Origin of the sequence: Pseudomonas kielensis, from assembly GCF_014236655.1 — a bacterium.
In the GTDB taxonomy this organism is placed as follows: domain Bacteria; phylum Pseudomonadota; class Gammaproteobacteria; order Pseudomonadales; family Pseudomonadaceae; genus Aquipseudomonas; species Aquipseudomonas kielensis.
In genome coordinates this window covers 50631-73424 of record NZ_JACMYG010000002.1, presented here as the reverse complement: position 1 = coordinate 73424, position 22794 = coordinate 50631, and the positions used below count along the sequence as shown (strand labels likewise).

Sequence of the window (22794 nt, the reverse complement as noted above, 5' to 3'; positions counted from 1 at the left end):
GATGCGTAGCCATTTTTTGCTAAACGCTAACACCAGCCGACATTGGCATTTCTGACAAAAATCAATGCAAGTGCCAGGACAGCCCTGCCACCCATCGATTGGCACTCAAACCCTGCGAAGCGCGATGAGCAAACCGGTACAAACCGCCACTGTTGAAGGTTTGGCAAACAAACGACATTGAACTGGATGGCCTGGATTGGCGAAGAATAGTTGATTTAAAGCAGACCACGACGACCGCCGCGCTTTCATACTGATTTATTCGAGTGCATTTGCTGAAAACAGTGAGTCTCGTCCTGGAGTTTTCAATGAGTCCGCGCCCCTCTGAATCAGAGTCCCCCCCACACACTGCCCCGCCGGACGTCGCGCACGAGCAGTCCCGCCGCTCGCAAAAACGATTGCCGGAATGGATACGCAACTATCGGCAGAGCTGGCTCAGAGGCGATACGGTCGCGGGTCTGACCACCGCGGCCGTGGTCATCCCCAAAGCACTGGCATACGCCACCATTGCGGGTCTGCCGGTTCAGGTAGGGCTCTATACCGTGATGGTGCCCATGCTGATTTATGCCGTGCTCGGCTCGTCGCGGCCACTGAGCGTGAGTACGACAACGACACTCGCCATCCTGGCGGGTTCGGCACTTGATCAGATCGGTGCGTCCGGCGATCCGGCAGCCTTGATGGCAGGTTCAGCCACATTGGCCTTGCTGGTAGGGGGATTCCTCGCGCTGGCGGGACTTTCGCGCATGGGCTTTGTCGCCAACTTTATCTCCGAACCTGTACTCGTAGGATTCAAGGCAGGAATCGGTATCGTGATAGTGCTTGACCAAGTGCCCAAACTCATCGGCATCCATATTGATAAGGGCAACTTCTTCCATAACTGTTGGGCCACGTTACAGGGGCTCCCCGATGCGTCGTTGATTACCGTTGCAGTCGGGCTGTTCATGGTGCTTATCCTGATCACAATGAAGCGTTTTACGCCGGCCATACCAGCACCATTGGCAGCAGTGGCCATCGGGATTCTGGGGGTGAGCTGGTTAGGGCTGGATACCCATGGTCTTTCGGTAGTCGGTTATGTTCCCACCGGCTTACCTGCCTTGACGTTGCCCAAGTGGGAACTGGTAGCAACGCTCTGGCCTTCTGCTGCGGGCATTGCCTTGATGAGTTTTACGGAAACGATCGCTGCGGGGCGTGCCTTTGATCGCAGTGATGAACCCTCGCCTCAAGCAAACCGGGAGTTGATCGCAACAGGCATGGCCAATATAGGGGGAGCCTTCCTGGGTGCCATGGTTGCCGGAGGGGGCACGACGCAGACGGCGGTGAACCGCCTGGCGGGGGCCCACACTCAGTTGGCGGGATTGATCACCGCCATTCTGGCGTTGGGGGCCGCTCTGTTATTGGCCCCCTATATTGGCTTGATGCCCAACGCCACATTGGCTGCCGTGGTGATCGTCTATTCAGTTGGGCTGGTTGCCCCTTCCGAGTTTCGAGAAATTCTCAAGGTCCGCCGCACAGAGTTTGTTTGGGCTCTTGTCGCGACGTTGGGCGTCATGATGCTTGGCACATTACAAGGTATCCTCGTGGCCATCATCGTCTCTCTCCTGGCCTTGGCTCATCAAGTTTCCGACCCACCGGTGTATGTGATCGTTCGCAAGCCAGGCACTAATGTTTTTCGTCCAGAGAGTGATGCCAACCCTCTTGATGAGCATTTCTCGGATTTACTTCTATTGCGCCCCGAAGGCCGTATCTTCTTCGCGAATGCTGAGAGGATCGGGCAAAAAATGCGCACCTTGATCGACCAGGCGAGACCACGCTTTGTGGCGCTTGATTTCAGTGGTGTGTTCGACCTGGAATACACCGCACTCAAAATGCTGACCGATGGTGAGCGCCGACTTCGCGATGAAGGCGTGACACTCTTGTTCGTAGGCATGAACCCAACGGTACTGGCGATGATGATGCATTCACCCTTGGCGGAATTGAGCCGCACACGAATGTTCTTCAACCTTGAGCAAGCGGTTGCGAATTACCAGACGAGTCAATAGGGGCCAAGGCTGTGTGCTGGGGTGGGCGCGGCGCCTGTATCAACCCCCTCCCCCCCGGCATTATCCGCGCACCGCTCGCCAGCGATGCTTGAGCGGCCCAAGCGGCAAAGGCGATCTGACGCCTGCCTCGTTTTTTAGCTGCCAGTTGCTGCAGAATCCTGCACAATCGCCGGCTTTTTTCGCGACAGGCAGTGGGACCATGCAACGGATTGTAATTCTCGGCAACGCCGGTAGCGGCAAATCTACCCTGGCCCGCGCCCTCGGCAGCCGCCTTGGACTGCCCGTGGTGCATTTGGACAGGCTGTTCTGGGAGCCTGGTTGGGTCGAGCCCGACGCCGAGCAGTTCCGCACCCGCGTCAGGGCCGCGGTTGCGCCAGAGGCCTGGGTCTGTGAAGGCAACTATGCCCGGCGCACCTTCGACCTGCGCCTCCCCGGTGCCGACCTGATCATCTGGCTCGACACTGGGCGGCTCACCTGCCTCACCCGGGTGATCCGGCGCAGCGTCATGAACCGCCCTCGCCCCGACCTTGCAGCAGGCTGTAGCGAGAAAATCGATCGGGCGCTCCTGACCTTCCTGAACTTCGTGTGGAACTTCGACTGTGGCTACCGTCCCGGCATCGAGGCGGTGCGCCAGGCCATCGGCCCGCAGATCCCTACCCTGCACTTGCGCGGTTCCCGGCAGATCCGCGCCTTTCTCGACAGCCTGCCGGCAACGCCGCCATCAATCAGCGTCGACCTGCAATGCCTGCAAAATAAACCCGAGTGATTCCGGCGCCGCGCGGTGACTGTTCGGCGAGCGGTGCTGATCCCAGGGCATGGCGTCATCGGTGCAGAAATCGCCGATGCACACACTGCTCAGTTCGACGTCCAGCAGCCCCAGGGGAATCCAGAAGTACGGGGTCTGGCGCAGAGGATTAGGCACCGTGGAGCCACATGAAGAGCAAAAGTCGTTCCTGTAGCCGCTGGGTTTTTGCCAACTGCTGATCAGCGCCTGTCCTGCGAGCCAACGAAATTCATCCGCCTTGACCAGCGTGGCGAGGTTATGGCCGACCCCGGTTTGCTTGCGGCACAGGCTGCAATGGCAGCGATAGAAGTAGCGCGGTTCAACCTCCAGGGAGAAACGTACAGCCCCGCACAGGCATTGCCCGGATGTCATGGATAGCTCCTTTGCACAACGATAATCGGCATTTCTACAGGCTGGACTGGGCGAGGGCCAGAAAAAACACCGGTCGAACTCCACGACTGACGTGGCTACGATGGGTTCCCCCTACCGGAAGAGCCCTGCCATGGAACTGAAATTCAGTCATGTCGATGTACTGGTCAACGACCTCAAGCAAGCCTGTGATTATTACACTCAGATACTGCAGGCCAGGATCTCCCGGACTCTGGTCTGGGAGCGCGGAGGCCTGCACGTGCGTTACGCGATTGCGCTGATCGGCCAGGAACGCTTCATGTTGGTCCAACCGTTGGCGGGGAACCTGAAGGAGCTGCTGGACACCGCGGGCGAGGGAATGATTTATCGCTACTGCTATTCAACACCGGACATCGAACAGGCCTATGACGACCTGCTGGCCCGCGGGGTCCAGCCAGAGGATGAAAATGGCCAACCCTTGACTCGCGCCAACCTGCAGTCCCCTTCCGGGACGCGCATCATCTGGCTGCCCAAGCGCTTTGGCCACTTTTCTATCGAGATCCTCGAAGAGCAGGCGCTGGAAGCCTTTATCGAGGCGGCCTTTGCCTAGCCGCCCGTTGCTTTTGCATACCCCCGCACCACCCGCCGGGCCGTCAGGATGCCCACCAGCGGCGCGAGGGCGAACACGCCAAACAGCCAGCTTGCGGCATTCGCTGTGCCCGCGACGCCTCCGGGATCAGTCAGGCCAGCGAGGTTCGCCACCATTCCCGCCAGCGCCGCACCGAGCGCCGTGGCGAACAATTGCACCGTGGTGATCGACGCCGACGCCAGGTCCTGTTCTCCCGCCGGGGCTACCTGGAATATCCGGGTCAGCAGATGGGGCCAGGCCAGGCCGACGCCCAGGCCGATGATGACCAGCGCCAGGCAGATCGGCAGGAGTGCCTGCCAGTCACCGCTGCTTTCGCTGCGCAGCAGAACGGCCAGGGCTGCCATGCCGGCGAATCCAAGCAACGGACCGGCGAGAATCACCCGCCCCACGGCCCGGCCACTTACGCCTGAACTGCCAATCGAACCCAGCGTCCAGCCCGCGGCCATGAGTGCCGCCAGGTAACCGGCCATCAGTGGCGACTGTTGATGGAGAACCTGGAGGAACAGCGGCACGAAGATCTCGCCACTGGTGACCGCGACCGCGAGCAACGACATCGTTGCGTAGAGCACACCGAGCGCCGACGTGATGGAAAATGCACCGGCCGGCAGCAGGCGCTGGCGGGTGCGGCTTTCGATGTAGATCAGCAGGGCGGTGAGGATCGCGGCCGCGCCAAGGCCGAGGATATTCCAGGACAGCCTCGACGCCACGCTGCCGGCCGACACGCAGAGCACCGCCGCCGTCAGCAACACCAATTGGGCCAAAGGCAATGGCACGCGCGGCGGTTGGTCCGCGCTGCGTTTGGGCAGTACGCGTGCTGCCAGCACCGCGAACAGTATGGCGACCGGGATCAACGACCAGAACGCCGCCCGCCACACGCCCAGTTGCGCAAAGATCCCCCCGACGGCGGGACCGACCAGGGTGGCCACCCCCCACATGCCGGAGACCAGGGCCATCGCCCGCGGCCACAAGGCTTGGGCGAAGGCCAGCCGGATCATGGCGTAGGACAGTGCGAACAACAATCCGCCACCCAGCCCCTGGATAAGCCGGCCCGTGAGCATGACGGCCATGGACGGGGCAAATGCGCAGATCAGCGCACCGCAGGCAAACACCAGTGTCGCGGCAATGTACGCGCCCCGTGGTCCCATGCCCGTCAGCCAGCGCGCCGACAGCGCCGAGCCGAGGATCGACGCCGCGACGAAGAGTGTGGTGTTCCAGGCGTAATAGTCGAGGCCGCCGATGTCCTTGACCACCGAGGGCAGGATGGTGGTGGCGATATAGACATTGATCGCATGGAGCACCACGCCCCCAGCGAGTGCGAGCGAGCGCACGCCATTGGCCCCCGATAGCAGGTCGGCCCAGCCAGTGCCTGCCTGTGGCGCAGATTGCAAATGATCGTCAGCGGGTCCTTCACACGTGTCCATGTCAGCTCCAGTCAGTGGTCCCACACGCCACCGCGAATGGGTGCTTGCAACGACAAGCCGACCTCCTTATAAAACCTCATCCATAGATGAGGTCAAGAGAAAGCTGCCATGTCGATCGATGTTCGCGTGCCTCTTTCGGTAGGAGAAGTGTCCCGGCGCTGCGGCGTGACGGTGGCCACCGTGCACTTCTATGAAACCAAGGGCTTGATCCACGCCGAGCGCAGCGCCGGCAACCAGCGGCGTTATGCACGGGAAGTACTGCGCCGGGTAGCCATTATCAAGATCGCCCAGCGCGCGGGCATCCCCCTGGCGACCATCAAGGCGACACTGGACCAATTACCGGCCGGGCGCACCTTGACGGCGCAGGACTGGAAACACCTGTCGACGATCTGGCGGGACATGCTCAGCGTGCGAATTCATAGCCTCAGCCAGTTGCGCGATCAACTCGACGGCTGTATCGGCTGCGGGTGCCTGTCGATGGATGACTGCCCGCTGCGCAACCCCGCTGATCGCCTGGGTCAACAGGGCCGCGGTGCGGTCCTGCTCGACCAGGAGCCGCCGGCCCAGGACTGAATGCGGCAACCTGCTCCACACTTGTCACGCTCCCATAGATTTTTTTCATTACAGGCTTTTTCACCGCGGCAATTCCTGAGAGAATATTTGCTAATGATTCTCAATAGCTCTATTTATATCATTAACAATCCAGGAGCCCCCCATGTCGCGTGTTACCCCGCCGTGCTGTTTGAATGCGCCCCGAAACCTTCTGGCCATGGCCATCTGCATGGCTAGCCTGGCGCCCGCCTTTGCCGATGACAGCGGCGCGGTGCAGCAAACCTCCAGGCCGACCACCCTGGAACTGGGCGCTACCGAAATCACCAGCACCCACCTGGGCAGCACCACCGAGGGCACGAGTTCCTACACCACTGGCGCCATGTCCACGGCGACCAAGCTGCCGCTGACCATGCGTGAAACGCCCCAGGCCGTCACCGTGATCACCCGCCAGCGCATGGACGACCAGGCCATGACCAGCATCAACGATGTGGTCAATGCCACCCCAGGGTTGTTCCTCGACTATTCCAGCGGCCCCGGCCGGCAGTCCTACTCGGCGCGCGGTTTTGACATCGACAACCTGATGTATGACGGCATCCCGAGCGGCTATCAAGGCTGGATCGTCGGCGCCCAGCCAAACCTGGCGATGTTCGATCGGGTCGAAGTGGTACGCGGGGCCACCGGCCTGGTGACCGGTGCGGGCAACCCTTCGGCCGCCATCAACCTGGTACGCAAGCGGCCGCTGGACGAGCAGAAAGTCACCCTCACCGGCGCGGCCGGCACGTGGGACAACTATCGCGGCGAGGTCGATGCCTCCAGCCCGCTCAACGACAGCGGCACCTGGCGCGGCCGGGTCGTGACCTCCTACCGCGACGCCAACAGCTTCGTCGATGATGTCGACGAACAGCATGGCCTGTTCTACGCGATCACCGAAGCGGACCTGAGCGACGACACCACCCTGACCCTCGGCTTCTCCAACCAGAAGGACAAGACCAACTACTTCTGGGGCGCCTCGATGATCGGCCTGGATGGTCATCATCTGGACTTGCCGCGCTCCTACAACCCCGGCACTGACTGGGAGAACAAGGATCAGGAGATCAACACCCTGTTCGCCGAAGTCCGCCAGCAGTTGGCCAATGACTGGAAGTTGCAGTTCAACGCCAACTACTCCGAACAGAACGCACTGTTCACCGGGTCCTACCAGTCGCGCTGGGTCAACAACACCCTGGCCCGTACCGTCTACCAGTCCGCCCACGATGAAAACCAGGCCGGCGTCGACGCGTTTGTCAGTGGTCCGTTCGAGGCACTGGGGCGCAGCCATGAATTGGTGGTGGGTGCCAGCAAGCGCATCTACGACATGACCACCCACAATTACTCCCCGTACGACACCAATTGGCCGATCAATGCCGGCAAACCGGACTTCGTGCACACCGACAACAGCCGCGAAGTCACCACCCAGGACGGCCTGTACCTCACCACCCGCCTGAGCCTGGCCGACCCGTTGAAGCTGATCCTCGGCGGCCGCCTGGACTGGTACGACTATGACAACCGCGATGGCGACGGCGACTACAAGGTCACCCGTAACGTCACCCGCTACGCCGGCCTGATCTACGACCTGGACGAGCATCACTCGGTCTACGTCAGCTACAGCGACATCTTCACCCCCCAGAGTTCCAAGGGCACCTCCGGTACGCCGGTCAAGCCAATCGTCGGCAAGAACTACGAGGTCGGCATCAAGGGCGAATACTTCGACGGTGCGCTGAATGCGAGCCTGGCAGTGTTCCGCATCGACCAGGAAAACCGTGCCGTGCAGGTGTACGTGCCCAACTGCCCGCAGGCCACCTGCTATGAGGCCTCCGGCGAGATTCGCAGCCAGGGCATCGACTTCGAACTGCAAGGCGCACTGACCGAGAACTGGCAGGTGGGCGGCGGCTATACCTATGCCCGCCTGCACACCATCAAGGATGCGGCCAAACCTCAGAACGAGAACCAACGTTACGACACTGACACCCCGGAGCACCTGTTCAAGCTCACCACCCGCTACAGCTTCCAGGGCCCGCTGGAAAAACTGCGGGTCGGCGGCAACGTCTCCTGGCAGAGCCGCATGTACAACGACGTCGCCCTGCAAGATGGCAGCACCTACCGTCTCGAGCAGGGTGGCTACGCCATTACCGACCTGATGGCCGGCTACCGGGTCAACCAGAACCTGGACCTGCAACTCAACGCCAACAACATCTTCGACCGCGAGTACTACTCGTCCATCTCCAACTCCACCAGCTACGGTGGCGACACCTACGGCACTCCGCGCAACATGATGTTGACCGCCAAATACAGCTTCTAGGTGCCCCAGGCGCAGGGACGCGCACGGCTCAAACAAGCAAGGAGCCGATCTCACCGGGCTCGCTGCTTGATGTTTGAGTCGCACACTGATTCATGGCACTTCATCTCCCCACTCGCGGCCGTCGACGCAGCCTCGCGCTGCTACGCTTTTACAGAGCACCCTCCTCTGCCCAGGTGACTGCCATGAGCACGGCCGCGCTGTCAGAACTCGATGCCAGCGCCATGTGAACCATGGGCGTATTCGGCGGCAACCAACGTCCATTCAGGGGAAGCCAGATGAACGCAACCACAGTGGGCAAATGGGCGGCCTGCCTGCTCGCCCTGCCCTTGCTGCTGACGGTCGGATGCAGCAGCAAAACCAGTCGGACCACCTATGGGAGCGCCAGCCAGGCCTCCAACTGCTATGCCAAGGCGCTGCCCACTGTCGGAGAAGGCGGCCTGGCCTGGGGCTCGACCCTGGGCGTGGCGCGGCAAAAATCCCTGGCCAGTTGTCAACGCTACGCCGGTCGATCCGGGGGCACGCCGCGCACCTGCAAAGTGGTGCTGGCCGAGTGCAAAACCCGCTGACACCGGCGGCCAGCACACGGAGTGGATCGATTCTGCTGCTACGCTTTGATCTACTTCGAATGGATTAATACGATGTATGGGTGCATCCCCCTCCTCACATCATCTGCCTGGAGGCGGCCATGAGCCGCCGGCTGATGGCCGGCCTCACCGTGGCGCTTATCGGCGTGACCAGTTACGCGCTGATCCAGTGGCAGCTGGTCAACCAGCACAAACGCGAGGTGCAGTGCGCAGAGGCCCGGCACGCACTCAAGGAGGTGCAGATTCGGGCGCGGGCATTGGCCGCCGGCTTGTCGCTGGATGCCTACAGCCAGGAGGAGGAAGCCAAGGTGGCCGCGCTGATCAAGGCGCTCGACGCTGCCCGCAATGAAAGCGAGGTCAACGCCGTGATCGGCGCCCATGCGGCCGCCATCGAGGCCGAGGCGGCGGCGATCGATGCGCAGGTGGACACCCGGGGCGACCAGGTCTTCCTCGAACAGCGCCGCATGGAACAGCGCATCACCGTGGACGTGAAACAGGAACTGCAGCGCGCGGCGAAGGCCGTCAGCGTGACCTGTGACTAGCGTCAGGCCTGGCGCGGCTTGCGCCATTCAGCCAGTAGCAGGACAGCGGCCCCGACCATGATGGCGATATCGGCAATGTTGAACACCCCGGTATGCAGCGGCCCCAGGTTGAGTACCAGGTAATCGACCACGTGTCCGTCACGGTACACCCGGTCGATCAGGTTCGACGCCCCACCCAGTGCAATGCAGTACACCGCCAGCGCCTTGCCTGGCGAACTGATCCAACGCGACAAGGCCCAGCCGATCGCCCAGCACACCACAGCACCCACGCCGACGATGAAGATCAGTTGCTTGACCGCCGGTGCCAGGCCGGCCCCCAGGCTCAGGAACGCACCAGGGTTGAGGCTCAAGGCGATATCCAGCCAGGCGAAACTGCCGCCGATCTTGAAGCTCTGCGCCGACAGCGACAGCAGCGCCAGCACCTTGATCCACTGGTCGAACGCGATAAATACCAGGCCGAGCATGACGGCAAACCAGCGATTCGTTGTGACTCGTTCCATGAACAATCCTTGGGCTGACTCTCATGCCTGCACGGGAGGCACGCACCGCCGTTTTGGCAGCGGCGGCAAGATAGCGCAGCTGACGGGTGTCGTCCATTCACCACTAACCTGGCGCGGTCCGTGCTGCGGGCAGCTCAAGCCGCCGAGCCTTCGCCGGCCTTTTCCTTGAGCCAGTCGATCAGCACCTGCACCCGTGGGGGCATGGGGTCACGGTGGGGGTGGACGAGAAAATAGTCGTAGCGCCCCGGCTGGGAAAATCCACCGAACGGCAGGATCAGTTCGCCCTGGTCGATGCGGCTCTGTACCAGGCGCTGGCGGCCGATGGCGATGCCCGCGTGGTTGATGGCCGCCGTCACACACAGGTCGGAACGATCGAACGTCAGCCCGCGTTGCGGCAAGACCTCGAGCAGCCCCTGCTGCCGGGCCCAGAGTTGCCACTCGGCATCGTAGACCGCGTTGTCCCAGGCCAGGGCATCGTGCAACAGCGTGCAGTGGCGCAGGTTGTGCGGCGCCTCAAGCAGGCCGTGGCGCTCGGCATACAGCGGGCTGCAAACCGGCGCGATGGTCTCGCTCATCAAGGCATGACTGGCCAGCCCGGGGAATTCGCCGTTGGCGTACAGCAGCGCGAGGTCGACGTTTTGCGTGCGGAAATCGATGGCGTCGTTGCCGACCCGGATGTCCAGGGCAATGTTCGGGTAACGTTGGTGAAAGTCCGCCAGGCGTGGCACCAGCCAGCATTGCGCAGCCGAAGGTCGGGCATACAGCGCCACCGACCCGCAGAGCTCGGCCTGGGGCGATTGTTGCAGGGCTTCGGACAACTGCTCCATCACCCCTTCGAGGATCGCGAACACGCGCTCGCCCTCCCCGGTCAGGCGTACGCGACGGGTCAGGCGCTCGAACAGGCGCAGGTCCAGGGCTTGCTCCAGGCGGGCGATGCGGTGGCTGACGGCGCTGGGCGTGACGCACAATTCTTCGGCGGCCAGGGCAAAACTCAGGTGCCGGGCGGCGACCAGAAAGGTGTGCAGGTTGGCGAACTGGGAACTGTTGAGCCGGGAGCTCAATCGAGGAGGCAGGTTCAGCATCGGGGCGTTTTTCCGCGGGCGAGAAACCCGGGGCCGCGCGGCCCCGGGTGCAATGGCTAATGTGCGGCCAACAGTGTACGTCCCTGCTCCAGGTACGCGTCCATTTCTTGCGCCGGCACCATGCTGCCGCCCGTGCCCCACACCAGGTGCGTGGCGTTGGCCAGGCGCTGCGCGTCGAGGCCCAAGCGCTGGCGATACCCCTGTTGCTCTTGCAGCACCCGCAGGAACCCGGGCAATCCGGCCAGCGCCGAGGGCTCCAGCTTCAGGCCTTCCTCGGCATGCAGCAGGGCCAGCAGGCGGTACATCTGCTCGTCACTGAGGGTGTAGTAGCCGTCGAGCAAGCGTTGCATCGAGCGCCCGACAAACCCCGACGGTCGCCCCACTGCCAGGCCATCGGCGGCGGTGCGGTTGTCGATGCCAAAGTCATAGACACTGACCTCATCGTGCAGCCCGGTGTACACCCCCAGCAACATGCACGGCGAGTGTGTCGGCTCGGCAAACACGCAGTGCACCGCGTCGCCGAAAATCTGCTTCAGGCCAAAGGCGACGCCACCAGGGCCGCCGCCGACACCGCACGGCAGATAGACAAACAGCGGGTGTAACGCGTCGACCGTAATCCCCGCGGACACCAGTTGGTGCTGCAGGCGACGCGCCGCCACCGCATAACCAAGGAACAGATTGATCGAGTTCTCGTCGTCGACAAAATGGCACTTGGGATCGCTCTCGGCCTGCTGCCGGCCCTGCTCGACGGCGACGCTGTAGTCCGATTGATACTCGACCACGGTCACCCCGCAGGCACGCAGGCGGTCTTTCTTCCATTGCCGGGCATCGGCGGACATGTGCACGGTGGCCTTGAACCCCAGGCGTGCGCTCATGATGCCGATGGACAGGCCGAGGTTGCCGGTGGAGCCGACGGCGATGCTGTACTGGCCAAAAAAGGCCCGGGCGGCATCGCTGTCCAGGGTGCTGTAGCAAGCACCCGGCTGAATCAGGCCGCCGGCCAGCGCCAGGTCCTCGGCATGCTTGAGCACCTCATAGATGCCGCCCCGGGCCTTGATCGAACCGGAAATCGGCAGCAGATTGTCGGCCTTCAGCCACAATGCGCCCTGCACCGGCAGTTGCTCCTCGGCGCAGAGGGTGGCCTGCAGGCGCGGCAGCGCAATCAGCGGCGACTCGATGATGCCAGCGCTCGCCTGGGTCTCGGGGAACGCCGACTGAATGTAGCTGGCGAACCGCTCGAGCCGGGCGCTGGCGTCATCCACGTCGGCCAGGCTCAACGGCACGTCACCCAAGGCCTGCGCGGTCGGCGCCAGGGCCGGGTTGAACCAGGTGACGGGCTCGACCCGGGTCAACGGGCCAATCAGGGGGTGGCTCTGACACCAGTCAGCCAGGGATTTATTGTGAATCATGGTTCTACTCCAGACAGTGGACAGCATCGCGGGTGTGCTCAAACCCACTGCGATACCAATAACGTCATACCCAGGGCCACGACCGAGGCCAGCAAGGTTCCAACAGTAAATTTTTTCAGCGCCTCGCCCAGGGACACCCCCAGGTATTCCTTGACCACCCAGAACGCCGAGTCGGTCACCGTGGTCCAGCCAATGGCGCCGGCGCCAATGGCAATCACCACGATTTCGCGGTTCTGCCCGGGCATGGCGTCCAGCAGCGGCAGGACCATGCCTGCGGCACTGATCATCGCGACGGTGGCCGAGCCCACGGCCAGGTGCATCAGGCCGGCGACGAACCAGGCCAGCAGGATCGGATTGAGGTCCCATTGCGACAGCGTACTGGCCAGGACCTTGCCCACGCCACTGTCGATCAGCACCCCATTGAAGGCCCCGCCGGCGCCGATGATCAACAGGATATTGGCCAACGGCGTGAAGGACTGCTCAGTCAGGCGCTGCAGCTCGGCCATGCCCAGCCCGCGGTACAAGCCCAGGGCACCGTAGGCGAACACCACCGCAATGGCCAGCGCGGTCAGGGGATTGCCGAGAAAGTTCATCAATTGATAGACGCCGCTGCCCTGGGGCAGGCTCATGGTCACCAGGGTCTTGCCGACCATCAACAGCAACGGCAGCAGGATCACCAGCAGGGTCAGCCCCAGGCCCGGCATCGCCTGGGTCGCCGTGAGGCTGGCGGGCGCCGCGGCGAATCCCTGGCCGCTGGCCGGCTCATGACGTTTGCACACCAGCTTGACCCACAGCGGTCCCGCCACGATGGCGGTCGGCAGGCCGACGATCAGCCCATAGACAATCACCTTGCCGACGTCGGCACCCAGCAGTTGGGTGATCGCCATGGCGGCCGGGTGCGGGGGTAGCATGCAGTGCACGGTCATCAACGAAATCGCCAGGGGCAGGCCGACATACAGGATGTTCAAGCGGGTTTGCCGGGCCACCACGTAGATCAGCGGAATCAGCAACACAAAGCCGACTTCGAAGAACACCGGGATGCCGACAATACAGCCCACCAGCATCATCGCCCAGGAGGCACGTTGCTCACCCAGGGTGCTGAGCAGCGAGCGGGCGATGCGCTCGGCGCCACCGGACACTTCCAGCATCTTGCCCAGGATGCTCCCCAGGCCGATCACCGCCGCAAGAAACCCCAGGGTGCCGCCCATGCCCTTTTCAAAGGAGTCGGCGATGGACGACAGCGGCATGCCCGCGCCCGCCCCGACGACAAAACTGGCGAGCATCAGCGCCAGGAAGGAATGAACGCGAAACTTGACCACCAGCACGACAATCAAGCCGATGGCCGCCATCAAAATCAGTAGTAAACCCGCCTCTTCGTGCATGACATCCCCTTGTTATTGTAGTGAGCGCATGAGACCGCGCGGATCGCAGTCCGCGGCGATTAAGCGCCAGGGGGCGGGGGGCTTACAAAGGATGGTTGTTCAATGGATGGATGACGTGGAGTCATCTATGGACTAAGCCGAACGCCAACTGGTCTGGCCGCAGATCGAAAATTGGCTGGGCGAGTTTGGCCATTGGCGCGATATAAATCCGCTACCAAGGGTGCTGTTACCACTTGGGGTCGGCACCGAAGCGGGCAGGAAAGGCTTAGTGCATCGACATTTAACGTGAGCGTTTCCACCGCCATTAAGGATGAGCATGACAGCAGTAAAACAGGCGTTATCGATTCGCCCAGTAGAACAAAGGGACTTCGAGCAGTGGTGCGATTTTTGGGCCAAGTACCAGGCGTTTTACGAGGTAGATGTCGGTTTGGCGACGACCAAGATAACTTGGGCACGCTTCTTTGACAGTGCCGAACCTGTGCATTGCGCGGTCGCCTGCGACGGCGAACGCCTCTACGGTTTCGTCAACTTCGTCTTTCACCGCTCGACCTGGGGCCGCAATGACTTCTGCTACCTGGAAGATCTCTACGTCTGCCCAAGCGCACGAGGCCAGATGATAGGTAAACAACTTATCGAGTATGTGCAAAGGCAAGCGCAGGAAAAAAACTGTGAACGGCTTTACTGGCACACCCAGCAAACCAATCAAACCGCCCAAAGGTTATACGACTGGATTGCCGAAAAACCTGGCGTTATCGAATACCGAATGCCATTGGCTACTGGCGCGTAAAGGGTGCTCGCCTGGGTTTCTGCGGCCACAGGGGTGGTCGCAGACACTAACATCGTCATCAGTGCTCAGTGTGCGAGGCACCGACTTTTAAACAGCATCGGCAGATGACCGAACCCGCTGAGGCCATATCCGGCACTGCCGTTTATGGCCTGCCCCCAACGACGTCGCATTGATTGCGCTGATGATGACTATCAAGCGGCACGCCTGTTGAATTACCAGAACTGATTCCTATAATCGCCTCCCTTTTCCCCCCCGCCTGGCTTCAGGCGACATGTCCCTCTGGAATCAACACCATGCCAAGCGCCAGCCAGGCCCCTCGCGACATCCCTGAACATAGCCAACAAAGTGTCAAACAGCAGTGGTTGGCGATTCTCTCCGTCGCCGTGGGTGCATTCGCCCTGGTCACCAGTGAGTTTCTCCCGGTGGGCGTACTCAACGATGTCGCCAGCGACCTGGGCATCAGTGCCGGTCACGCCGGCCTGATGGTGACCCTGCCCGGCATCATGGCCGCCCTGGCCGCCCCCTTGCTGTCGGTCGGGATTGGCGCCATGGACCGTCGATACCTACTGATCGGCCTGACGCTGATCATGATCATCGCCAACTCGGTCGTGGCCTTCGCCAGCGACTTCAGCCTGCTGCTGTTCGGTCGTGTTCTGTTGGGTATCAGTATCGGCGGCTTCTGGGCGACGGCGATCGCGCTGAGCGGCAGGCTGGCGCCCAAGGGCGTTGGCGTAGCACAGGCCACCTCGATCATCATGGTCGGCGTGACCTTGGCCACCGTCCTCGGCGTACCCGTAGGCACCTGGCTCAGCGGCCTGATGGGCTGGCGCATGACCTTCCTGATCACCGCGCTGATGGGGGTACCGGTGTTACTGGCGCAGATCTTCCTTCTACCGCGCCTGACCCCGGAAAAGGCCATCCGCATCAGTGACCTGCCGGCCCTGTTTATCAATCCACAAGCGCGCGTCGGATTGATCGCGGTATTGCTGATCGGCCTGGCGCACTTTGCCGCGTACACCTACGTCGCCCCCTTCTTCAAACACAGTGCCGGGTTCGACGGACCGACCATTGGTTCGTTGCTGCTGCTCTTTGGCGTGGCCGGGGTCATGGGCAATATTTTTGCCGGCTTCGCCGCCAACCGCAGCGTACGTCATACCCTGCTGCTGGTGGCCCTGATGATCGGCACCAGCACCGCCCTATTCCCCCACTTCGCCACCGGCATGACCGGCGCTGCGATGCTGATCGCGCTCTGGGGCTTCGCCTTCGGCGCCTTCCCGGCCTGCGCCAGTATCTGGATGTTTGTCGTCGCGCCCAAGGATGTAGAACGCGGGATGCCGCTATTCGTCGCCTTGTTCCAGGTGATTATCGCGCTGGGCTCATTCTTCGGCGGGCAGATCGTCGACCAACTGGGCAGCTCGGTACTGCTGAGTCTCGCCACGGCGCTGGTCGGTTGCGGTTTTGTCACGGTGCTGGTGCTGGGGCGTAACATCACCAATAGCCTGGCGGCCCAGCCCTGCTGACCCGGGCCCATTTGCCCCCTGTATTGCCAAGGTGACGCCCTGCGCTGATGCAAGAGCCGGAGGGCGAACCGAGGTACTTGCCACGGATTCAACCATCTCGATTGTCGGCAATCTCCAAGGTTGCCCGTAGCCCGCCCGATTCGCGGTTCTGCAGTTTGATACTCCCTCCCAAACGGACGGCAATTGCCTGCACGATAGTCAGGCCCAACCCGGCGCCCTGGTCGTTGCCATGACTGTAAAAGCGTTCGAATAACCGTTCGCGATCAGCTTCGTCGATACCTGGCCCCTCGTCTTCGACCGACAGCTCGAGGTGCTCCCCTTTTTTGGCCAGTCGAACCGTGATCGTGCCATGCGGTGGGGAGAAGTTTGCGGCATTGGTCACCAGGTTGTTCAGGGCAATATGGATGGCGGCGGGATCTGCCCTTACCGGCGACAGCGGGCCGCTGACATCGAATGCCAGTTCCAGCCCCCGGCTCAGCAGCCAGGGCGTCAACTGCACCAGCGCTTCGCGAACCGTCGCCTCCAGATCAATGCAGGGCGTTGCAGAAAGCATCGATTGCGGTTCAATCCGCGCCATGGTCAGCAACTGATTGACCAGCCGACTGGTCCGATCCACGCCTTTGATCAAATGCTCGAGGGACTCACGGCGGTCCTCATCGGAGCCCGATTCCATGAGGTTCTGCGCATGCACCCTGAGAACCGCCAACGGCGTGCGCATTTCGTGGGCCGCATCGGCGATGAACCGCCGCTCCCGACCCAGCACTTCCTGGATCTGCGCCAGCATCCGGTTCAGTGCGGCCTGCATCGGTTCCAGCTCGGTGGGCAGGGGCACCATCTGTAGGGGTTCAAGCGAGCCGGAATGCCTGGCACGCAGGGTCCTCGCCATGTTTTCCAGGGGTTTGAGCCCCCAGCCGATGGCCAGCCAGATCACCACCGCCAGCACCAGACTGCCGAGCAGGTTGGGCACCACCGTATGGCGAACGATGCGATCCACCAGGTCGGCACGCACATCGTCACGCTCACCCACCCATATTTTCAGGGCGTATTGGGGGTCATCGAGCATGAACGCTCGCCATTTGCGGCCATTGAGGTCGACCACGTCACTGAAACCGGTTGTGTCCGGGGCAGAGGTGAAGGTCGGCGCACTGGCGGTGTGCACCAACAATGTGCCCTGCGTATTCCAGACCTGGAAAGCGATCTTGCTTTCGTAAGGATGGCCGTCGATCTTGGGCACCGCCTGACTCAACGCCAGATTGAATGCCTGATAAAGCTCGGCGTGTTCCTTGCTGGCCATCGGCATGCGCATGATGCCTTGCAACAGACGAGCGTTCTGAGCCAGTTGGGCGTCATAGACCTCATCAATTTCGTGATTGCTGTCGTGCAGGTTGAACACCGTCATGATCAACAGACCGACAAACAGCAGGCCGAGAATCAGCGTCAGTGTGCGGCGCCGAATCGAGGTCATGGGCGTTCTTCTACCAGGTAGCCGACGCCACGTATGGTACGGATCAGGTTGCTGGAGAATTTCTTGCGCAGGTGATGAATATGCACCTCCAGGGTGTTGCTTTCCGCCTCTTCGCTCCAACCATAGAGCAATTGCATCAAGTGGTCGCGGGTCATCACCCGACCTGGCGGCGACAGCAATTCGTGAAGCAACTGATACTCCTTGGGCGTCAAGGGCACCGGCTCGCCCTGATAGCTGACTTGCTGGGTACCCGGGTTGAGGCTGATGCCGGCGTGTTCGATCAGGAGCTGGGCACGCCCGGCACTGCGCCGCAACAACGCACGCAAGCGGGCCTTGAGCTCGGCCAGGTCGAACGGTTTGATCAGGTAATCGTCGGCCCCGGCGTCCAGGCCCGCGATACGGTCTTCTGTGGCATCGCGGGCGGTGAGAATCAGCACCGGCAGGTTGGAGCCGCTGTCCCTGAGGCGCCGTAGCACTTCAAGACCATCCATGCGCGGCAGCCCCAGGTCCAGCACCGCCAGGTCAAAGGTTTCACTGAGTAGCGCATGCAGGGCACTGCTGCCATCGCGAATCCAGTCGACGGTATACCCTTCTCGGCCCAGGGCTTGATCGATACCTTCTCCCAGCGCCAAGTCATCCTCGATCAGCAATAGACGCACATGCAGCACTCCTGTCAGCCAAGTTTTTTATTCACGTCCAGCAGTAACGCTTCAATCTCCTGGCGCCGTCCCGCGTCAGCGGTTGCCCGCCCGGGCCGTGGTGTCGCTTGCAGGGCTTTTTGCAGCGCGGCCCTGGCTTCGGTGTAACGTTTCTGACGGTAGAGGTGATCGCCCCAGAAGTACAGACTATCGATACCGTTGGGGTTCAGTTGCAAGGCCTGTTTGAGCAACGCCTCTGCCTTGTCGGCATCGCCAAACCCGATAGGCCAGCCGGGCACCCGGTCGTACAAGGCCCCCAGGCTGGTATAGGCCGAGCCTTGCAAGGCATTGGGATCAATAGCCAGGGCTTTCTCAAGGTCGGCCTTGGCCTGTTTGACCTTGCTCAACGCACCCAGTCCACCTTGGGCGCCGGCCCAGCTACTGCTGACAATCCCGGACCATATCCAGGCCTCGGCCACCGACTGGCGCTCATGGGTGAACGCCGAGGCCTGGGCGGCCAGCTGTTCGAAAGCAGCGGTGCGCTGGTCGGCGGGCATTTGATACTGAATCTGCGCCCAGCGTTGCTGGATGCCGCTCAGACGCTGCTCATCAGCCGCATCAAGCGCCCAGACACTTTGGCTCAGGGCCCCCAGAAACAGGCAAGCGAGTAGTTTTTTCATGGTTTGAGGTTCTCGTTTTCGGTTTTCTGACTCAGGCGACGGATCAGCGGCAATTGCTTGCGCAGACCACGATCCACGAGGTTGGGCAGAAGGCTGTTGAGTCGCACGAAAAAGCGCTCCGGCCAGCCCAGGTAAAGGTCGCGTCGGTCACCGGCGATGGCATGGATGACGGCTGAGGCGACTTTTTTTGGGTCGTCGACATTCGCCTTGAGCGCATCGTTCAAGGCCTGGGCCGCGGGGCTGTTCATGCTGGTACGCGTGGCCCGGGGAGCGACGTACAGCACGGCGACCCGGGTGTCCGCCAGTTCCCGGCGCAACGCCTCGGAAAAACCGCGCAAGGCAAACTTGGTGGCGCAGTAACTGGCGTAGCCGGGATAGCCGATGGAGCCATAGGTGGAACCGACATTCACCACCATGGCACTCGTTGCCTGCTTGAGCAGCGGGAGCAGCAGTTTGGTCAGGCAGATCGGTGCGCTGATGTTGACCACCAGCATCGCGTGGATGTCGCTGTCATCGAGCTGCTCCAACATGGCAAAGTGATTGACCCCGGCGGCGTTGATCAGCAGGTTGATGCCGCCCATCTCTTGCGCGGCGGCCTGCACTTTGCGCCGGTCGGCCAGAAACGTCAGGTCGGCAGTTATCCAGGTCAGTTGCAGGGGGTAACGCTCAAGCAGAGAGGCCAGGGGTTCCCGGTGCCTGGCCACTGCCAGTACCTGCGCGCCACTGGCGCACAGCTGCGCCGCGATGGCCAGGCCAATACCACCACTGGCCCCCGTCAGTACTACGCGAGCCTCAGACAGGCGCATGCTCAACCTCCCCGTCCCGCGGCAAACCTCGGAACATGTCCGTGTAAAGCCGATAGACCACTTTAGAGGCATGGATAACCGCAGCCTGGTCGCCCGGGTCCTCGAGGTTATCCATCAGCCGGCGGTAGGTCTGCATATGTTCGATGTCCAATGAGCCGTGCGAGCTTAGGTAGCTAAAGGCGCTTTCCGGCAAGTCCAGACGCTGGCGAATACTGCCAGCGGCATGGGTCGCCAGGGCGACACTGGTGCCTTCGAGCACATTGACCATGCCAAACAGCCCGACCGGATTGTCTCGGGCAATCAGGTCGTAGAGAAAGCTGACCATCAGTTCGATCGGCATGCTCGGACGACCGTCGCGTACAGCCTCCTTGTCGCCCCCACACACAGCGATGTCATTGAGTACCCATTGTTCGTGACCGTACTCATCCTCGATGTATTCACAGACGGCTTTGCGCAGCCACTCCAGGCGCTGCGGCAAGCGCGCACCACAGGCCATCATCAAGGGGACGGTATGACGCACGTGGTAGTAGGCCTGCGCCAGGAATGCCCGATAACTGTCCAGGCTGACCTTGCCTTCGAGCGCGTCGCGGATGATCGGCAGCGCGAACAGCTCTTGACGCTCCTGTTGCGTGGCGTGTTGCAGGGTGTCGAAAAAACTCATGATGCGGATTCCTCAAAGTTGACCGACTCAGTCAGTTGCGCCCGGTAACGCTCGACGATGGCGTCACGACGCGGGCGGCCATTGGCGGTCAGCAGGCCGTTGGCGGGGGTAAACGGTTGATTCAATCGGGTCCAGTGGTGCACCTGGGCATAGTCGGGCAACGTCGCGTTGGCCTCGGACACCGCAAGAGCCAACTCGTCATCCGTACATTCGGGACGATGGGGCCAGAGCAAGGCGTGGTTGTGCGGCATGGCCTCGCCATGGACGAACGCCTGTGCAATGTCGCGCCGCTGGGTCAGCTCGGCCTCAACCCACTCGGGGTTCACATTGCGCCCGAAGCTGGTGATGAACTGGTGCTTCTTGCGCCCCCTGAGGTAGAGAAAACCCTCGGCGTCGAACTCGCCCAGATCGCCACTGGCCCACCATTGCTGGGTATGTGCAGCCTCCCCCAGGTAGCCGAGAAGCACCGAGCCGCGGATCAGCACTTCACCATCTTCGGCCAGGCGGACCTCTACATGCGGCAGCGGGCGCCCCACGCTGCCGGGGCGATGTGCATCGGGTCGGTTCAGGCATACCACCGATGCACACTCAGACAAGCCGTAGCCTTCGTAGATCGGCAGACCGACCCGCTGTGCACGATCCAGCAATGCCCGGGACACTCGCGCCCCGCCGACGGCGGCAAACCGTAGCGATCGGGGGTCGAAGACTTTTTGCTCGGCGGTGTTTGTCAGCAGCAGCAACAACTGTGGCACCAGAATCAGGCTCTGCGGCGCGCGGGCCGCCAGGCAACCAAGCAATACCGGTACATCAACGCCGCTGGCACCTTGGATACCCAGGGTTTTCTGGCACGGCACGCTCACCGTTGCACCGGCATACAAGGCCGCGTAGCAACCGATGTTTTCCAGCAGAATGGCCAGAGGCAACAAGGCAAGATGATGCTGCGGCTTGCACGGTTCGCTGGCCCGCTCCAGTTCACGGGCAACGCTCAACAGGCTCTCGGCGCTCAGACACACGCCCTTGGGTGTGCCCGTGGTGCCCGAGGTGAACGTCAGTTTGGCCGTACCTTCAGGTAGCCGGTTTGGAGCACAGAACGTACGACGCCAGAATTTGCCAGACTGGGTGTAACCGGCTGCCTGCAGTTCGTCTGCCTGATCCTCTGCGCCAATGACCAGCTCGGCTTGGCTTTGCTCCAGGCAATGACGGCGTTGAGCCGCACTGAAAAAAGGGGCCAGCGTCAGACAGGTGAGGCCTTCAAACAGGATGGCCAGGTCCCAGAGCACGGCTTCGGTGCCGTTGTCCAATGCCAGTGCGACCACCTTGACGTGCTGATCTCGCAGGCACTGCTGACGGTACGCCACCTCAGCATTGAGCATGGCGTAGTCCAGCTTCAGGTCATCCCCCCACAAAGCAATGGTGTGAGGCTGGCTTTCGGCATAGTTACGTAGTGTCTGTTGGAAGCGCAGTGTCTCAGGCGACATGACTGGCCCCCTCGATAGATGATGGTAAGCCGAGGCGATTGAACAGTCCGATGTTGCGCAGATGGGTGAAACCGGCGCGGATGTTGCCGACGTGCACCCACGGCTGGCTCTCGTAATAGCTGCCCCAGCTAAGGCGCTCATCGCCAAGACGTGCCGGGTCGGCAGCACACAACGTCACGGGTTTGAGACCCAGGCGGTGAAAACTGTTGACCAAGCCAACGTTCCCGGTAAACGCCACCCACTCCAGCCCTCCCATGGCCAGCAGGTACGTCATCGCAACAATGCTCAAGCGCGCGCTACCGGTGTCGCTAGCGGCCAGGTTGCCGACTTCGGCAATGGCAGCCCGGCCCACGGCTTGGTTGGCCGCTGCGCTGATCAGCGGATCGATGGGTTCGTCCAGATAGCGTTCCAGAAACAGCGGCTCGACACTGGCAAGCCGCACCCCCGCCACGGCACAGAGCGTGCCTGAGGGGGTGCTCATACCGAACAGTTGCGGCATGAAATGGCGAATATCAGCACCGTGAATCTTCCGAAACCGTTCCTGGATGTAGGCTTCGAAGGCAGGACGCAGCGATTCTTCGGGCAACGCTCTGGCCAGTGTCATGGGCGAATTGTCAGCTTGCCCAAGGCGCAGCGGTAAAGGGATGTTCCAGTTAAAGTCGGACATTGGCGGCACGCCTCCCGGATAAGTTAGGGAGGAGTATCGGAGAGCTTTCTTAACGAAGTCTGAAGGTGCTGAACAGACGCCTCGCAGTGCCGTTCACAAGCAGTTCATGAGTGGACGCAGAAGAAAAGCAAACGAGCCGCTCTGGGCTGTCGATTCCGCCTGTTGTCCAAGGATCATTCACCGCGTCAGCGCAACATGATTCGATGATTTGACCCGCATGCACCACACGCTCAATGGTCAGTGACGCGTGTCGACCTTCGATGTCGACGATACGCTGGCCATCCGCCGGGCCGCTTGCACCACCTGATGTGCGCGCACGACTCTAGGGGTATAGGGCACGGTGATCGCGCCTTCTTCTTTGGCGATGCCCAACTCCAGCTCTCGGGCCGAGGCCTTGGGGTCAACGCCCAGTCGTTTGGGCGCAATACTTGCGACGAATGCGAACAGCATGAAGCAAAAACTCAA

Annotated in this window: 23 protein-coding genes; 9 read left to right on the top strand and 14 right to left on the bottom strand. The window is 61.8% G+C overall.

The window, feature by feature from the left end:
- Positions 1 to 305 precede the first annotated feature (305 nt).
- Together H7995_RS01985 and H7995_RS01980 are read left to right on the top strand one after the other, a co-directional pair.
- Positions 306 to 2036, top strand: coding sequence for a SulP family inorganic anion transporter (locus tag H7995_RS01985; RefSeq protein WP_185817887.1), 1731 nt, complete (start codon positions 306 to 308; stop codon positions 2034 to 2036).
- 199 nt (positions 2037 to 2235) lie between these two features.
- On the top strand, positions 2236 to 2802 hold the full coding sequence (locus tag H7995_RS01980) for a P-loop NTPase family protein (protein ID WP_185817886.1): 567 nt from the start codon (positions 2236 to 2238) through the stop codon (positions 2800 to 2802).
- Here H7995_RS01980 and H7995_RS01975 read toward each other — a convergent pair.
- Entirely contained in the window at positions 2758 to 3192 is a 435-nt protein-coding gene (locus tag H7995_RS01975) for a GFA family protein (RefSeq protein ID WP_182340571.1), read from the bottom strand. The genes H7995_RS01980 and H7995_RS01975 overlap by 45 nt on opposite strands.
- 130 nt (positions 3193 to 3322) lie before the next feature.
- Here H7995_RS01975 and H7995_RS01970 point away from each other — a divergent pair, with 130 nt between their 5' ends.
- On the top strand, positions 3323 to 3778 hold the full coding sequence (locus tag H7995_RS01970; protein WP_185817885.1) for a VOC family protein: 456 nt from the start codon (positions 3323 to 3325) through the stop codon (positions 3776 to 3778).
- Here H7995_RS01970 and H7995_RS01965 read toward each other — a convergent pair.
- Positions 3775 to 5238, bottom strand: coding sequence for an MFS transporter (locus H7995_RS01965; protein ID WP_185817884.1), 1464 nt, complete (start codon positions 5236 to 5238; stop codon positions 3775 to 3777). The genes H7995_RS01970 and H7995_RS01965 overlap by 4 nt on opposite strands.
- Before the next feature lie 108 nt (positions 5239 to 5346).
- Between H7995_RS01965 and soxR the strand changes: the two genes are divergently transcribed.
- From soxR to H7995_RS01945, 4 genes are all read left to right on the top strand, one after another.
- Entirely contained in the window at positions 5347 to 5811 is a 465-nt protein-coding gene (soxR, locus tag H7995_RS01960) for a redox-sensitive transcriptional activator SoxR (protein WP_166591119.1), read from the top strand.
- A 142-nt stretch (positions 5812 to 5953) separates the two neighbouring features.
- The gene (locus tag H7995_RS01955; RefSeq protein ID WP_166591118.1) at positions 5954 to 8128 is read left to right on the top strand and encodes a TonB-dependent siderophore receptor; all 2175 of its coding nucleotides are present in this window, start codon (positions 5954 to 5956) and stop codon (positions 8126 to 8128) included.
- Positions 8129 to 8403: 275 nt separating this feature from the next.
- A complete protein-coding gene (locus H7995_RS01950) occupies positions 8404 to 8694 on the top strand; it encodes a hypothetical protein (RefSeq protein ID WP_166591117.1) in 291 nt (96 codons plus the stop codon).
- Positions 8695 to 8813: 119 nt separating this feature from the next.
- Positions 8814 to 9254 (top strand): hypothetical protein, encoded by a 441-nt coding sequence (locus H7995_RS01945; protein ID WP_166591116.1) that lies wholly within the window; start codon positions 8814 to 8816, stop codon positions 9252 to 9254.
- Positions 9255 to 9256: 2 nt separating this feature from the next.
- Here the strand turns inward: H7995_RS01945 and H7995_RS01940 are convergent, their stop codons facing one another.
- The 4 genes from H7995_RS01940 to H7995_RS01925 form a co-directional block, all read right to left on the bottom strand.
- Positions 9257 to 9754 carry a signal peptidase II gene (locus H7995_RS01940; protein ID WP_166591115.1) on the bottom strand — a complete coding sequence of 166 codons (498 nt, stop codon included), beginning with the start codon at positions 9752 to 9754 and terminating at the stop codon, positions 9257 to 9259.
- Between the two features lie 134 nt (positions 9755 to 9888).
- On the bottom strand, positions 9889 to 10836 hold the full coding sequence (gene dsdC, locus H7995_RS01935) for a DNA-binding transcriptional regulator DsdC (RefSeq protein ID WP_166591114.1): 948 nt from the start codon (positions 10834 to 10836) through the stop codon (positions 9889 to 9891).
- A 56-nt stretch (positions 10837 to 10892) separates the two neighbouring features.
- Positions 10893 to 12245 (bottom strand): D-serine ammonia-lyase, encoded by a 1353-nt coding sequence (locus H7995_RS01930; protein WP_166591113.1) that lies wholly within the window; start codon positions 12243 to 12245, stop codon positions 10893 to 10895.
- A gap of 38 nt (positions 12246 to 12283) precedes the next feature.
- Positions 12284 to 13627 carry a GntT/GntP/DsdX family permease gene (locus tag H7995_RS01925; protein ID WP_185817883.1) on the bottom strand — a complete coding sequence of 448 codons (1344 nt, stop codon included), beginning with the start codon at positions 13625 to 13627 and terminating at the stop codon, positions 12284 to 12286.
- A gap of 316 nt (positions 13628 to 13943) precedes the next feature.
- On the opposite strand from H7995_RS01925, the gene H7995_RS01920 reads away from it, so the two are divergent.
- Both H7995_RS01920 and H7995_RS01915 read left to right on the top strand, forming a co-directional pair.
- Entirely contained in the window at positions 13944 to 14414 is a 471-nt protein-coding gene (locus tag H7995_RS01920) for a GNAT family N-acetyltransferase (protein ID WP_166591111.1), read from the top strand.
- Positions 14415 to 14707: 293 nt separating this feature from the next.
- On the top strand, positions 14708 to 15934 hold the full coding sequence (locus H7995_RS01915) for an MFS transporter (RefSeq protein ID WP_166591110.1): 1227 nt from the start codon (positions 14708 to 14710) through the stop codon (positions 15932 to 15934).
- An 88-nt stretch (positions 15935 to 16022) separates the two neighbouring features.
- Here the strand turns inward: H7995_RS01915 and H7995_RS01910 are convergent, their stop codons facing one another.
- The 8 genes from H7995_RS01910 to H7995_RS01875 all read right to left on the bottom strand — a co-directional run bounded on the left by H7995_RS01910 (position 16023) and on the right by H7995_RS01875 (position 22779).
- The gene (locus H7995_RS01910) at positions 16023 to 17399 is read right to left on the bottom strand and encodes a sensor histidine kinase (protein WP_166591109.1); all 1377 of its coding nucleotides are present in this window, start codon (positions 17397 to 17399) and stop codon (positions 16023 to 16025) included.
- Positions 17396 to 18058: a response regulator gene (locus tag H7995_RS01905; RefSeq protein ID WP_166591108.1), complete on the bottom strand. Its 663-nt coding sequence runs from the start codon at positions 18056 to 18058 to the stop codon at positions 17396 to 17398. The genes H7995_RS01910 and H7995_RS01905 overlap by 4 nt, the downstream gene beginning before the upstream one ends.
- 14 nt (positions 18059 to 18072) lie before the next feature.
- Positions 18073 to 18717, bottom strand: a complete 645-nt coding sequence (locus H7995_RS01900; RefSeq protein ID WP_166591107.1) for a tetratricopeptide repeat protein — start codon at positions 18715 to 18717, stop codon at positions 18073 to 18075.
- Positions 18714 to 19523, bottom strand: a complete 810-nt coding sequence (locus H7995_RS01895) for an SDR family oxidoreductase (RefSeq protein ID WP_185817882.1) — start codon at positions 19521 to 19523, stop codon at positions 18714 to 18716. The genes H7995_RS01900 and H7995_RS01895 overlap by 4 nt, the downstream gene beginning before the upstream one ends.
- Positions 19510 to 20184: an iron-containing redox enzyme family protein gene (locus tag H7995_RS01890; protein ID WP_182340587.1), complete on the bottom strand. Its 675-nt coding sequence runs from the start codon at positions 20182 to 20184 to the stop codon at positions 19510 to 19512. The genes H7995_RS01895 and H7995_RS01890 overlap by 14 nt, the downstream gene beginning before the upstream one ends.
- Positions 20181 to 21662, bottom strand: coding sequence for an AMP-binding protein (locus tag H7995_RS01885; RefSeq protein WP_185817881.1), 1482 nt, complete (start codon positions 21660 to 21662; stop codon positions 20181 to 20183). Before H7995_RS01885 ends, H7995_RS01890 begins: the two co-directional genes overlap by 4 nt.
- Positions 21652 to 22329: a thermostable hemolysin gene (locus H7995_RS01880; RefSeq protein ID WP_166591103.1), complete on the bottom strand. Its 678-nt coding sequence runs from the start codon at positions 22327 to 22329 to the stop codon at positions 21652 to 21654. Before H7995_RS01880 ends, H7995_RS01885 begins: the two co-directional genes overlap by 11 nt.
- A gap of 237 nt (positions 22330 to 22566) precedes the next feature.
- Positions 22567 to 22779: a hypothetical protein gene (locus H7995_RS01875; protein ID WP_232534532.1), complete on the bottom strand. Its 213-nt coding sequence runs from the start codon at positions 22777 to 22779 to the stop codon at positions 22567 to 22569.
- Positions 22780 to 22794 lie beyond the last annotated feature (15 nt).

Excerpts from the sequence above, each read along its gene's own strand:
- H7995_RS01875 (WP_232534532.1), bottom strand. The coding sequence starts at position 22,779 with ATGCTGTTCGCATTCGTCGCAAGTATTGCGCCCAAACGACTGGGCGTT.
- H7995_RS01970 (WP_185817885.1), top strand. The coding sequence starts at position 3,323 with ATGGAACTGAAATTCAGTCATGTCGATGTACTGGTCAACGACCTCAAG.
- H7995_RS01975 (WP_182340571.1), bottom strand. The coding sequence starts at position 3,192 with ATGACATCCGGGCAATGCCTGTGCGGGGCTGTACGTTTCTCCCTGGAG.
- H7995_RS01965 (WP_185817884.1), bottom strand. The coding sequence starts at position 5,238 with ATGGACACGTGTGAAGGACCCGCTGACGATCATTTGCAATCTGCGCCA.
- H7995_RS01950 (WP_166591117.1), top strand. The coding sequence starts at position 8,404 with ATGAACGCAACCACAGTGGGCAAATGGGCGGCCTGCCTGCTCGCCCTG.
- H7995_RS01955 (WP_166591118.1), top strand. The coding sequence starts at position 5,954 with ATGTCGCGTGTTACCCCGCCGTGCTGTTTGAATGCGCCCCGAAACCTT.
- H7995_RS01980 (WP_185817886.1), top strand. The coding sequence starts at position 2,236 with ATGCAACGGATTGTAATTCTCGGCAACGCCGGTAGCGGCAAATCTACC.
- H7995_RS01985 (WP_185817887.1), top strand. The coding sequence starts at position 306 with ATGAGTCCGCGCCCCTCTGAATCAGAGTCCCCCCCACACACTGCCCCG.
- H7995_RS01920 (WP_166591111.1), top strand. The coding sequence starts at position 13,944 with ATGACAGCAGTAAAACAGGCGTTATCGATTCGCCCAGTAGAACAAAGG.
- H7995_RS01900 (WP_166591107.1), bottom strand. The coding sequence starts at position 18,717 with ATGAAAAAACTACTCGCTTGCCTGTTTCTGGGGGCCCTGAGCCAAAGT.
- H7995_RS01880 (WP_166591103.1), bottom strand. The coding sequence starts at position 22,329 with ATGTCCGACTTTAACTGGAACATCCCTTTACCGCTGCGCCTTGGGCAA.
- dsdC (WP_166591114.1), bottom strand. The coding sequence starts at position 10,836 with ATGCTGAACCTGCCTCCTCGATTGAGCTCCCGGCTCAACAGTTCCCAG.
- H7995_RS01890 (WP_182340587.1), bottom strand. The coding sequence starts at position 20,184 with ATGAGTTTTTTCGACACCCTGCAACACGCCACGCAACAGGAGCGTCAA.
- soxR (WP_166591119.1), top strand. The coding sequence starts at position 5,347 with ATGTCGATCGATGTTCGCGTGCCTCTTTCGGTAGGAGAAGTGTCCCGG.
- H7995_RS01930 (WP_166591113.1), bottom strand. The coding sequence starts at position 12,245 with ATGATTCACAATAAATCCCTGGCTGACTGGTGTCAGAGCCACCCCCTG.
- H7995_RS01885 (WP_185817881.1), bottom strand. The coding sequence starts at position 21,662 with ATGTCGCCTGAGACACTGCGCTTCCAACAGACACTACGTAACTATGCC.
- H7995_RS01915 (WP_166591110.1), top strand. The coding sequence starts at position 14,708 with ATGCCAAGCGCCAGCCAGGCCCCTCGCGACATCCCTGAACATAGCCAA.
- H7995_RS01895 (WP_185817882.1), bottom strand. The coding sequence starts at position 19,523 with ATGCGCCTGTCTGAGGCTCGCGTAGTACTGACGGGGGCCAGTGGTGGT.
- H7995_RS01910 (WP_166591109.1), bottom strand. The coding sequence starts at position 17,399 with ATGACCTCGATTCGGCGCCGCACACTGACGCTGATTCTCGGCCTGCTG.
- H7995_RS01940 (WP_166591115.1), bottom strand. The coding sequence starts at position 9,754 with ATGGAACGAGTCACAACGAATCGCTGGTTTGCCGTCATGCTCGGCCTG.
- H7995_RS01945 (WP_166591116.1), top strand. The coding sequence starts at position 8,814 with ATGAGCCGCCGGCTGATGGCCGGCCTCACCGTGGCGCTTATCGGCGTG.
- H7995_RS01925 (WP_185817883.1), bottom strand. The coding sequence starts at position 13,627 with ATGCACGAAGAGGCGGGTTTACTACTGATTTTGATGGCGGCCATCGGC.